Below are 12,321 nucleotides of genomic sequence, written 5' to 3' on the forward strand. Positions count from 1 at the left end.
TTAGGTTTTTTTGTGTTTATTTTTATTTACCGAATGTTATAATCCATAAATTTAATAACGCTAAAGACGAAAAAAGAATGAAATAGAGACTTTTTAAAATAGGACACATTATTTCTATCATAAGTATATATTTTAAATAATGAGATGCTATAAATAAGTATTCAATAATTACAACAATTACTGCGATAGAAAAAATAAATAGGATAATAGCGTAGTTCTTTCTTTCATGTTTATCCTCCTTAGAAATTAAATCGTTATAATAAAAGTTCTATTGATGTGTAGAATACAAGAGTGTACATATTTTGATTTAAAACATACTGAAGTACTATATAAACGATTATAAGTAAATAGATCTCTAGAAATATATATTCTAATTCCCTTTTCTTCTTGCATATAGTTGCAATTCTTCTTTTGAATATAACTAAAACACGAACGTTATTGACTACTAATAAAAAAACATTCGATTATTTATTGACATCGTTTATGAAATATTGTTAATATAGCCATAGAAACAATAATATAAGACCTCATATAATCGCGGGGATATGGCCTGCAAGTCTCTACCTAACGACCGTTATTCGTTAGACTATGAGGGGAAGTCACTCGGTATTTTTCTATTCACAAGGGATACGTATGCCTGAGTAGAGCGCTTTCTCTCATAGTAAAAGAGAAACTGTTCTATTTCAGGCTTTTTTTATTTGAATCGGGGGGATTCTAATATGAAATCACTAGTTGGAGTCATAATGGGAAGTACATCAGACTGGGAAACAATGAAATATGCTTGTGACATTTTAGATGAATTAAATATACCGTATGAGAAAAAAGTTGTATCCGCTCATCGGACTCCGGATTATATGTTTGAATATGCAGAGACGGCTCGTGAACGTGGATTGAAGGTTATTATTGCTGGAGCTGGTGGAGCAGCACATTTACCAGGAATGGTTGCAGCGAAGACAAATCTTCCTGTAATTGGAGTTCCAGTTCAATCAAAAGCATTAAACGGCTTAGATTCATTATTATCCATCGTCCAAATGCCAGGGGGTGTTCCAGTTGCAACTGTTGCAATTGGTAAAGCCGGTTCAACGAATGCTGGATTACTTGCTGCACAAATACTTGGATCATTCTATGATGATATACATGATGCATTAGAATTGAGACGAGAAGCGATTGAAAAAGATGTGCGTGAAGGTAGTGAGCTAGTATGACGAGAATCATTTTACCTGGAAAAACAATCGGCATTATTGGAGGCGGCCAGCTAGGAAGAATGATGGCATTGGCAGCCAAGGAGATGGGATATAAAATTGCTGTTTTAGATCCTACAAAGCATTCACCATGTGCACAAGTTGCTGATATTGAAATTGTTGCACCGTATGACGATTTAAAGGCAATTCAGCATTTAGCAGAGATAAGTGATGTTGTCACATATGAATTTGAGAATATTGATTATAGATGTTTACAATGGCTTGAAAAACATGCTTACTTGCCACAAGGTAGTCAGTTGTTAAATACAACGCAAAATCGTTTTACAGAAAAGAATGCGATTGAGAAAGCTGGGTTACCAGTAGCAACGTATAGATTAGTTCAAAATCAAGATCAGCTTACAGAAGCAATTGCTGAGTTATCATTCCCTTCCGTCTTAAAAACGACGACAGGTGGATATGATGGGAAAGGGCAAGTTGTTTTAAGAAGTGAGGCTGATGTTGAGACAGCAAGAAATCTTGTGGATAAAGCAGAGTGTATTTTAGAGAAATTGGTGCCTTTTGAAAAAGAAGTATCTGTTATTGTGATTCGTAGTGTAAGTGGTGAAACGAAAGTGTTTCCAGTAGCAGAAAATATTCATGTAAATAACATTTTACATGAATCTATCGTTCCAGCTCGCATTACAGAAGAGCTTTCTCAAAAAGCAATTGCTTATGCAAAGGTACTTGCGGATGAATTAAAACTTGTGGGAACACTAGCAGTAGAGATGTTTGCTACAACTAATGGTGAGATTTACATTAATGAATTAGCACCAAGACCTCACAATTCAGGACACTACACACAGGATGCATGTGAAACGAGTCAATTTGGTCAACATATTCGAGCAATCTGTAATTTACCTCTAGGAGAAACAAATTTGTTAAAACCAGTTGTCATGGTAAACATTTTAGGCGAACATATAGAAGGGGTCCTAAGACAAGTGAATAGACTAACCGGGTGCTATTTACACTTGTATGGAAAAGAAGAAGCAAAAGCACAGCGAAAAATGGGGCATGTTAATATTTTAAATGATAATATTGAAGTTGCTCTAGAAAAAGCGAAGAGTTTGCATATTTGGGACCATCAAGAACAACTGTTGGAGGGAAAAAGATGATTAGTCGTTATACACGCCCTGAAATGGGTGCGATTTGGACGGAAGAGAACAAATTTAAAGCGTGGTTAGAAGTTGAGATTTTAGCTTGTGAAGCATGGGCTGAGCTTGGCGACATTCCAAAAGAAGATGTTAAAAAAATTCGTGAACATGCATCATTTGATATTGATCGTATTTATGAAATTGAAAAAGAAACACGTCATGACGTAGTTGCATTCACTCGTGCTGTATCAGAAACGCCGACATTAGGCGAAGAACGTAAATGGGTTCATTACGGTTTAACATCTACAGACGTAGTAGATACAGCATTATCTTACATCTTAAAACAAGCGAATGAAATCATATTAAAAGACTTAGAGAACTTTGTAAGCATTTTAGCTAACAAAGCGAAAGAGCATAAATACACAATCATGATGGGAAGAACACACGGTGTTCATGCAGAACCAACGACATTTGGTTTAAAACTTGGTCTTTGGTATGAAGAGATGAAACGTAACGTAGAGCGTTTCAAACAAGCTGCTGATACAGTTCGTGTTGGTAAACTATCTGGTGCAGTTGGTACATATGCAAATATCGATCCATTCGTAGAAAAATATGTTTGTGAAAACTTAGGATTAGAAGCAGCACCAATTTCAACACAAACATTGCAACGTGATCGTCACGCACACTACATGTCGACACTTGCATTAATCGCAACATCTATCGAAAAGATGGCAGTTGAGATTCGTGGTTTACAAAAGAGTGAAACACGTGAAGTTGAAGAGGCTTTCGCAAAAGGTCAAAAAGGTTCTTCTGCAATGCCGCATAAACGTAATCCAATTGGTTCTGAAAATATGACTGGTTTAGCTCGTGTTATCCGCGGTTATATGATGACAGCTTATGAGAATGTTCCATTATGGCATGAGCGTGACATTTCTCACTCTTCAGCAGAACGTGTAATTTTACCAGATGCTACAATCGCATTAAATTACATGTTAAATCGCTTTGGTAATATCGTTAAAAACTTAACTGTATACCCAGAGAATATGAAACGCAATATGACAAGAACATACGGCTTAATTTATTCTCAGCGCGTAATGCTTACACTAATCGACAAAGGTATGGTACGTGAAGAAGCTTATGATATCGTACAGCCTAAAGCGATGGAAGCTTGGGAAACACAAGTACAATTTAAAGAGCTTGTTGAAGCTGATGAGCGTATTACAAGTAAGTTAACACAAGAAGAAATTAATGAATGCTTCAACTATGAGCATCATATGCAACATGTTGATACAATCTTTGAACGCCTTGGATTAAACGAAGCGTAAAATTTCATATGGCACAGAATAGAGTCATTCTGTGCCATTCTTTATAAAAACATTATTCACATTTTTCAAACTACAGGGGGCTTGCGAAATGCAAAAGCTAGAATTGCTGTATGAAGGTAAGGCAAAAAGAATTTATCGTACAGAATCAGCAGATATGGTTTGGGTAGAGTACAAAGATAGTGCGACTGCTTTCAATGGGGAGAAAAAAGAGACGATTACAGGAAAAGGTCGTTTGAACAATGAGATTACAACTTTATTGTTCAGAAAGTTACAAGAAGTAGGAATTAAAACACATTTTGTTGAGAAGTTATCTGAAACAGAACAACTTGTTAAAAAAGTGAGTATTATTCCTTTAGAAGTTGTCACAAGAAATGTAATTGCAGGAAGTCTTTCAAAACGATTAGGAATGGAAGAGGGAACTGTACTTGCAGAACCAATCGTAGAATTTTACTTCAAAGATGATGATTTAGGAGATCCACTTGTAACGGAAGATCATATTCGTGTATTAAACGTTGCATCGCCAGAGCAAGTAAGTGTATTACGAAATATGGCTCTACAAATCAATCAAGTGTTGATTGATCATTTCGCAAGCTGTCGCGTAAGATTAGTAGATTTCAAATTAGAGTTTGGTGTAACGGAAGAAGGAGAAATCATTTTAGCGGATGAAATTTCACCAGATACTTGTCGTTTATGGGATGAAACGAGCAATGAAAAGTTTGATAAAGACGTATTCCGTCGCGATCTTGGAAATTTAACAGATGCTTATGAAGAGATTTTAAAACGTTTAGGGGGAATTTCACATGTATAAAGTTAAGGTATATGTAACATTAAGAGAAAGCGTATTAGATCCACAAGGAACAGCGGTAAAAGGAGCACTTCATAGTCTTTCATTCACAGAAGTACAAGACGTTCGAATCGGAAAGTACATGGAATTAACGATTGATAAATCTGTATCTGATTTAGATAGCAAGGTAAAAGAAATGTGTGAAAAACTATTAGCGAACGTTGTAATGGAAGACTTCCGTTATGAAGTTGAGGAGGTTGTCGCACAGTGAAATTTGCCGTAATAGTATTTCCGGGTTCGAACTGTGATGTCGATATGTTCCATGCAATTAAAGATGAGCTTGGCGAAGAAGTAGATTACGTTTGGCACGATACAGAGAATTTAGATGAATATGATGCAATTTTATTACCAGGTGGATTCTCTTACGGTGACTACTTACGCTGCGGTGCTATTTCTCGCTTTGCTAATGCAATGAAAGCAGTGCAAAAAGCTGCTGAGCAAGGAAAGCCGATTTTAGGTGTATGTAATGGATTCCAGATTCTTGTTGAATCAGGATTACTACCAGGAGCGTTAATGAGAAACGAAAACTTAAAGTTTATGTGTCGCACTGTTCAGTTGCGTGTTGAAAATAATGAAACGATGTTTACATCACAATATGAAAAAGATGAAGTAATCAATATTCCAATCGCTCATGGTGAGGGGAATTACTATTGTGACGAAGCGACTCTTAAAAGATTAGAAGAGAATAATCAAATTGCATTCCGTTACGTAGAAAACCCTAACGGTAGCGTTTCAGATATTGCTGGTATTGTAAACGAAAAAGGAAATGTACTTGGTATGATGCCACACCCAGAGCGTGCTGTAGATGAATTACTTGGCGGTGCTGAAGGGTTAAAAGTCTTTCAATCTATCTTAAAACAGTGGAGGGAAACATATGTCGTTAATGCTTGAACCAAATCCAACACAAATTAAAGAAGAGCGTATATATGCGGAAATGGGGCTAACAGACGAAGAGTTTGCCATGGTTGAAAAGATTTTAGGTCGTCTGCCAAATTATACAGAAACAGGGTTATTCTCTGTAATGTGGTCTGAACATTGTAGTTATAAAAATTCAAAACCAGTTCTTCGTAAGTTTCCAACGACAGGCGAGCGCGTTCTGCAAGGACCTGGAGAAGGTGCTGGAATTGTAGATATCGGTGATAATCAAGCTGTTGTATTTAAAATGGAAAGTCATAACCATCCTTCAGCTATTGAACCATATCAAGGAGCAGCAACAGGTGTTGGTGGTATTATTCGTGACGTATTCTCTATGGGAGCACGTCCGGTAGCTCTATTAAACTCACTTCGTTTCGGTGAATTACAGTCACCACGTGTGAAATATTTATTCGAAGAAGTAGTAGCGGGAATTGCAGGATACGGTAACTGCATCGGTATTCCGACTGTTGGCGGCGAAGTACAATTTGATCCATGTTATGAAGGAAATCCACTTGTAAATGCAATGTGCGTAGGTTTGATTAACCACGAAGATATTAAAAAAGGGCAAGCGCACGGTGCTGGTAACACAGTAATGTACGTAGGAGCATCAACTGGTCGTGACGGTATTCACGGTGCAACATTCGCGTCGGAAGAACTATCTGAAAGCTCAGAAGCGAAACGTCCAGCGGTTCAAGTAGGGGATCCATTTATGGAAAAACTTCTTATTGAAGCGTGTTTAGAATTGATTCAATCTGATGCACTTGTTGGAATTCAAGATATGGGTGCGGCTGGTTTAACATCATCATCTGCAGAAATGGCAAGTAAAGCAGGAATGGGTATTGAAATGTACTTAGATGATGTACCACAACGTGAAACAGGAATGACACCATATGAAATGATGCTATCTGAATCACAAGAGCGTATGTTAATTGTTGTGAAAAAAGGTAGAGAGCAAGAAATAGTAGATTTATTTGAGAAGTATGGTCTTGCAGCGGTTACGATGGGGAAAGTAACGGAAGATAAAATGCTTCGTTTATTCCATAAAGGTGAAAAGGTAGCTGAAGTTCCAGCAGATGCGTTAGCAGAAGAAGCACCAATTTATCATAAGCCTTCAAAAGAAGCGGCATACTTTGCTGAATTCCAAGCAATGAAAATGGAAACACCAAAAGTAGAAAATTATAAAGAAGCGTTATTCGCTCTATTACAACAACCAACAATTGCAAGTAAAGAGTGGGTATACGATCAATACGATTACCAAGTTCGCACAAGCACAGTGGTTACACCAGGTTCGGATGCAGCAGTTGTACGTGTACGCGGTACAGAAAAAGGATTAGCAATGACGACAGATTGTAACTCTCGCTACATTTATCTAGATCCAGAAATGGGCGGTAAAATTGCAGTAGCAGAGGCAGCGCGTAATATCGTATGTTCTGGCGGGGAGCCACTTGCAATTACAGATTGCTTAAACTTCGGTAACCCAGAAAAACCAGAAATCTTCTGGCAGATTGAGAAATCAGTAGACGGTATGAGTGAAGCTTGTCGCACATTACAAACACCAGTTATCGGCGGAAACGTATCGATGTATAACGAGCGTAGTGGCGAAGCTGTATATCCAACACCAACTGTTGGGATGGTCGGACTTGTACATGACTTAAAACATGTAACAACACAAGAGTTTAAGCAAGCTGGTGATTTAGTTTATGTAATCGGTGAGACGAAAGCTGAGTTTGGCGGAAGTGAATTACAGAAAATGATTCACGGCAAAATTTTCGGTCAATCACCAAGTATTGATTTAGATGTAGAATTAAAACGCCAAAAACAAGTATTAGAAGCAATTCAAGCTGGTCTTGTTCAATCTGCACATGATGTTGCTGAAGGTGGCTTAGCAGTTGCAATTTCAGAAAGTGCGATTGGTGCTAAAGGCTTAGGTGCTACTGTGAAATTAGATGGAGAAGCAACAGCAGCATTATTCGCTGAATCACAGTCTCGCTTCGTGCTAACTGTAAAACGTGAAAATAAAGAGGCGTTTGAGAAAGTGGTAGAAGCAATCCAAGTTGGAGAAGTAACAAGTACAAATGAAGTAACAATTCATAATGAAGAAAATGAAGTATTACTTACAGCAAATGTAGATGAAATGAGAAAGGCTTGGAAAGGGGCAATCCCATGCTTGCTGAAATAAAGGGGTTAAACGAAGAATGTGGCGTTTTCGGAATTTGGGGGCATGAAAATGCGGCACAAGTTTCATACTACGGATTGCACAGTTTACAGCACCGTGGGCAAGAAGGCGCAGGCATTGTCGTAAATAATGGGGAAAAAATCGTCGGTCACAAGGGGTTAGGTTTAATATCAGAAGTGTTTTCAAGAGGTGAGCTAGAAGGATTAAATGGAAAATCAGCAATCGGACATGTACGATATGCAACAGCTGGTGGAAGTGAAGTTGCTAACGTTCAACCATTGTTGTTCCGTTTTTCCGATCATAGTATGGCGTTAGCTCATAACGGAAATTTAATTAATGCAAAAATGCTTCGCCGTGAATTAGAAGCAGAGGGCAGTATTTTTCAAACTAGTTCAGATACAGAAGTACTTTTACATCTTATTAAACGTAGCACGAAAGATTCTTTAATTGAAAGTGTAAAAGAGGCTTTAAATAAAGTGAAAGGTGCGTTTGCGTATCTTTTACTAACTGGAAATGAAATGATCGTTGCATTAGATCCGAATGGGTTCCGTCCGCTTTCAATTGGAAAGATGGGGGATGCTTACGTTGTAGCATCTGAAACATGTGCTTTTGATGTGGTAGGTGCAACATACATTCGTGATGTAGAACCGGGTGAATTACTTATCATTAATGATGAAGGAATTCACGTAGATCGTTTCACAAACGATGTAGAACATGCAATTTGTAGTATGGAATACATTTACTTTGCACGACCAGATTCTAATATTGCAGGCGTTAACGTTCATGCAGCACGTAAAAACATGGGGAAACGTTTAGCGGCAGAAGCTCCTATTGAAGCAGATGTTGTTACTGGTGTACCAGATTCTAGTATTTCAGCTGCGATTGGCTATGCGGAGGCGACAGGTATTCCGTATGAGTTAGGATTAATTAAAAATCGTTACGTTGGACGTACGTTTATCCAACCTTCTCAAGAACTGCGCGAGCAAGGGGTAAAGATGAAGCTTTCCGCAGTAAGAGGTGTGGTTGAGGGGAAACGAGTTGTTATGATTGACGACTCTATCGTAAGAGGAACGACAAGTAAACGAATTGTTCGTATGCTTCGTGAAGCTGGAGCGACAGAAGTTCATGTAAGAATCGCTTCACCACCTCTGAAATATCCATGTTTCTATGGCATTGATATTCAAACGAGAAAAGAATTAATTGCAGCAAATAATACAGTAGAAGAAATCCGTGAAATGATCGGAGCAGATTCTTTAACATTTTTAAGCGAAGATGGATTAGTAGATGCAATTGGACGTCCATATGAAGGGAAATATGGCGGCTTATGTATGGCTTACTTTAATGGGGACTATCCAACAGCTCTTTATGATTATGAGCAAGAGCTTTTAGAAAGTATGAAATAAGAAAAGTGAAAAAAGCTTCTACTTCTTTTGATGTAGAAGCTAGCTTCTTTCTTAAAACGGCCCGCCCTGGATGGGGAGAAATTAAAAGACGAGGTGTAAATAACGATGGCGAATGCATATAAGCAAGCAGGAGTAGATATTGAAGCTGGATATGAAGCGGTATCTCGCATGAAAAAACACGTACAAACAACTATGAGAAAAGAAGTACTAGGCGGTTTAGGCGGTTTTGGAGGTATGTTTGATCTATCAAAATTTGCATTAGAAGAACCTGTATTAGTATCTGGAACAGATGGCGTGGGAACAAAATTGATGCTCGCTTTTATGGCAGATAAACATGACACAATTGGTATTGATGCAGTAGCAATGTGTGTAAATGATATTGTTGTCCAAGGAGCAGAGCCGCTTTTCTTCCTTGATTATATTGCTTGTGGTAAAGCTGAACCTAGTAAAATTGAAAACATCGTCAAAGGTATATCAGAGGGCTGTCGCCAAGCTGGTTGTGCATTAATCGGTGGAGAAACAGCTGAAATGCCAGGAATGTATTCTACGGAAGAATATGATTTAGCTGGTTTTACAGTTGGGATTGTTGATAAAAAGAAAATTGTAACAGGTGAAAAGATTGAAGCTGGTCACGTGCTAATTGGCTTAGCATCTAGCGGTATTCATAGCAATGGTTACTCTTTAGTACGAAAAGTGTTACTAGAAGATGGAGAACTATCTTTAGAGCGTATTTATGGACGCTTAGAACTACCTCTTGGTGAAGAACTATTAAAACCAACGAAAATTTATGTCAAACCTATTTTAGAACTATTGAAGAAGCATGAAGTATACGGTATGGCGCATATTACAGGGGGCGGATTTATTGAAAATATCCCACGTATGTTGCCAGAAGGAATTGGTGCTGAGATTGAACTAGGATCTTGGAAAATTCAGCCGATCTTCCATTTACTTCAAGAAGTTGGAAAGCTGGAAGAGAAAGAAATGTTCAATATTTTTAACATGGGTATTGGTATGGTAGTAGCAGTGAAGGAAGAAGATGCAAAAGATGTTGTTCGTCTTCTTGAAGAGCAAGGAGAAACGGCTCGTATTATTGGACGTACTGTACAAGGAGCTGGCGTTACTTTTAATGGGGGCACAGCACTATGAGTAGATTAGCAGTTTTTGCTTCTGGAAGTGGATCTAACTTTCAATCTCTCGTTAATGCGGTAGAAGAAAAAAGATTGGATGCAGAAATTAGTTTATTAGTATGTGATAAACCAGAAGCACGTGCTGTTGGGCGAGCGCATTATCATCATATTCCGTGTTTCGCTTTTTCAGCGAAAGCATATGAGTCAAAAGAAGCGTTTGAAAAAGAGATATTAAAGAAGCTAGAAGAATATGAAATTGATTATGTTATTTTAGCTGGATATATGCGTTTAATCGGGCCGACGTTACTAGAAACATACGGCGGAAAGATTATTAATATTCATCCATCATTACTACCGAGCTTTCCGGGTAAAGATGCTGTCGGTCAAGCGTTAGAAGCAGGTGTGAAAGTAACTGGAGTAACAATTCATTATGTAGATGCAGGTATGGATACAGGGCCAATTATTGCGCAAGAAGCAGTGGTTGTTTCTGAAGGGGATACGAGAGAAAGCTTACAAAAGAAAATTCAGCAAGTTGAACATAAATTATACGTAAATACAGTGAATCAAATTGTTCAGTCTGTGAAAGAAGCAACTGTTAACTAACATACAACCAGGGGTGAAGGATAAATGAAAAAGCGTGCATTAGTAAGTGTTTCAGATAAAACAGGAGTAGTAGAATTTGTTAAAGGGTTACTAGAGCAAGGGATTGAAGTTATTTCAACAGGTGGTACGAAAAAGTTACTAGAAGAAAACGGCTTACAAGTAATTGGTATTTCTGAAGTAACTGGTTTCCCTGAAATTATGGATGGTCGTGTGAAAACTTTACATCCAAATATTCATGGTGGTCTATTAGCAGTTCGTGATAATGAAACACATGTAGCGCAAATGAATGAACTAGGCATTCAAGCAATTGATTTTGTTGTTGTAAACCTATATCCATTTAAAGAAACAATCGCTAAGCCTGATGTAACATTTGCTGATGCAATTGAAAATATTGATATCGGTGGCCCAACAATGATTCGCTCTGCTGCGAAAAATCATAAATTCGTATCTGTAATTGTAGATCCAGTAGATTATGATATTGTGTTAGCAGAACTAAAAGAGAACGGTGAAGTGGCAGAGGAAACAAAACGTAAACTAGCAGCGAAAGTATTCCGTCATACAGCAGCGTATGATGCGTTAATTTCTAACTACTTAACAGAGCAAATGGGTGAAGAAAGTCCAGAAACATTAACTGTGACATTTGAGAAAAAGCAAGACTTACGTTATGGCGAGAACCCACATCAAAAAGCAACTTTCTATAAAGCGCCATTCGCAGCAACTTCTTCTGTTGCATACGCAGAACAATTACACGGTAAAGAATTATCGTATAACAATATTAATGATGCAGACGCAGCGCTTAGCATCGTAAAAGAATTTACAGAACCAGCAGTAGTAGCAGTAAAACATATGAATCCATGTGGTGTTGGAGTAGGAACTAATATTCACGAAGCATATACTCGTGCTTATGAAGCGGATCCAGTATCAATCTTCGGCGGTATTATTGCAGCAAATCGTGAAATTGATAAAGCTACAGCAGAAAAGTTACATGAAATTTTCTTAGAAATTGTTATCGCACCTTCGTTCTCGCAAGAAGCTTTAGAAGTGTTGCAAAGTAAGAAGAACTTACGCTTACTAACTGTAAATATTGAAAAAGCGACAAGTGCAAGTAAAAAACTAACTTCTGTACAAGGTGGACTTCTCGTTCAAGAGGAAGATACGTTATCATTAGATGAAAGTACAATTTCAATTCCAACGAAACGTGAACCTTCAGAGCAAGAATGGAAAGATTTAAAACTAGCTTGGAAAGTTGTAAAACATGTGAAATCAAACGCAATTGTTTTAGCGAAAGATGACATGACAATTGGTGTCGGTGCGGGACAGATGAACCGTGTAGGTTCTGCAAAAATCGCAATTACACAAGCTGGTGAAAAAGCACAAGGTAGCGCGCTTGCATCTGATGCTTTCTTCCCAATGCCAGATACATTAGAAGAAGCAGCAAAAGCAGGAATTACAGCAATCATTCAACCGGGCGGATCAATCCGTGATGAAGATTCTATTAAAGTGGCAGATACGTATGGGATTGCTATGGTGTTCACTGGCGTACGTCATTTCAAACACTAATAGAGGATTTTTAAAAAGTCCGGTCAAGATAACCTT

The 12,321-nt window shown here is 38.0% G+C and carries 11 protein-coding genes, 1 pseudogene and 1 riboswitch; of the genes and pseudogenes, 11 read left to right on the forward strand and 1 reads right to left on the reverse strand.

All coding sequences use genetic code 11. The features are described from left to right. Positions 1-22: 22 nt before the first annotated feature. A pseudogene (locus tag RT27_RS36270) lies at positions 23-228 on the reverse strand (hypothetical protein). A 279-nt stretch (positions 229-507) separates the two neighbouring features. Then, a riboswitch (purine riboswitch) is annotated at positions 508-609 on the forward strand. A gap of 110 nt (positions 610-719) precedes the next feature. Here RT27_RS36270 and purE point away from each other — a divergent pair. From purE to purH, 11 genes are all read left to right on the forward strand, one after another. Then, a complete protein-coding gene (gene purE / locus RT27_RS23965; RefSeq protein ID WP_043937814.1) occupies positions 720-1,205 on the forward strand; it encodes a 5-(carboxyamino)imidazole ribonucleotide mutase in 486 nt (161 codons plus the stop codon). After that, positions 1,202-2,353 (forward strand): 5-(carboxyamino)imidazole ribonucleotide synthase, encoded by a 1,152-nt coding sequence (purK, locus tag RT27_RS23970; protein ID WP_043937815.1) that lies wholly within the window; start codon positions 1,202-1,204, stop codon positions 2,351-2,353. The genes purE and purK overlap by 4 nt, the downstream gene beginning before the upstream one ends. Continuing rightward, positions 2,350-3,657 (forward strand): adenylosuccinate lyase, encoded by a 1,308-nt coding sequence (gene purB, locus RT27_RS23975; RefSeq protein WP_000625687.1) that lies wholly within the window; start codon positions 2,350-2,352, stop codon positions 3,655-3,657. The genes purK and purB overlap by 4 nt, the downstream gene beginning before the upstream one ends. A gap of 88 nt (positions 3,658-3,745) precedes the next feature. Further along, a complete protein-coding gene (purC, locus tag RT27_RS23980; RefSeq protein WP_029441464.1) occupies positions 3,746-4,465 on the forward strand; it encodes a phosphoribosylaminoimidazolesuccinocarboxamide synthase in 720 nt (239 codons plus the stop codon). Continuing rightward, positions 4,458-4,712, forward strand: coding sequence for a phosphoribosylformylglycinamidine synthase subunit PurS (gene purS, locus RT27_RS23985; RefSeq protein ID WP_000278823.1), 255 nt, complete (start codon positions 4,458-4,460; stop codon positions 4,710-4,712). Before purC ends, purS begins: the two co-directional genes overlap by 8 nt. Continuing rightward, the gene (gene purQ / locus RT27_RS23990; RefSeq protein ID WP_016083740.1) at positions 4,709-5,392 is read left to right on the forward strand and encodes a phosphoribosylformylglycinamidine synthase subunit PurQ; all 684 of its coding nucleotides are present in this window, start codon (positions 4,709-4,711) and stop codon (positions 5,390-5,392) included. Before purS ends, purQ begins: the two co-directional genes overlap by 4 nt. Then, a complete protein-coding gene (purL, locus tag RT27_RS23995; RefSeq protein ID WP_016083739.1) occupies positions 5,376-7,595 on the forward strand; it encodes a phosphoribosylformylglycinamidine synthase II in 2,220 nt (739 codons plus the stop codon). The genes purQ and purL overlap by 17 nt, the downstream gene beginning before the upstream one ends. Further along, positions 7,580-8,995 carry an amidophosphoribosyltransferase gene (gene purF / locus RT27_RS24000; protein WP_000879026.1) on the forward strand — a complete coding sequence of 472 codons (1,416 nt, stop codon included), beginning with the start codon at positions 7,580-7,582 and terminating at the stop codon, positions 8,993-8,995. The genes purL and purF overlap by 16 nt, the downstream gene beginning before the upstream one ends. Positions 8,996-9,100: 105 nt before the next feature. Continuing rightward, on the forward strand, positions 9,101-10,141 hold the full coding sequence (purM, locus tag RT27_RS24005; RefSeq protein ID WP_016083737.1) for a phosphoribosylformylglycinamidine cyclo-ligase: 1,041 nt from the start codon (positions 9,101-9,103) through the stop codon (positions 10,139-10,141). Continuing rightward, a complete protein-coding gene (purN, locus tag RT27_RS24010) occupies positions 10,138-10,725 on the forward strand; it encodes a phosphoribosylglycinamide formyltransferase (protein ID WP_016083736.1) in 588 nt (195 codons plus the stop codon). Before purM ends, purN begins: the two co-directional genes overlap by 4 nt. 24 nt (positions 10,726-10,749) lie before the next feature. Further along, on the forward strand, positions 10,750-12,285 hold the full coding sequence (gene purH / locus RT27_RS24015) for a bifunctional phosphoribosylaminoimidazolecarboxamide formyltransferase/IMP cyclohydrolase (RefSeq protein ID WP_043937817.1): 1,536 nt from the start codon (positions 10,750-10,752) through the stop codon (positions 12,283-12,285). Positions 12,286-12,321: the final 36 nt, after the last annotated feature.

It is taken from the genome of Bacillus sp. L_1B0_5 (genome assembly GCF_000836715.1).
Classification (GTDB): domain Bacteria; phylum Bacillota; class Bacilli; order Bacillales; family Bacillaceae_G; genus Bacillus_A; species Bacillus_A thuringiensis_S.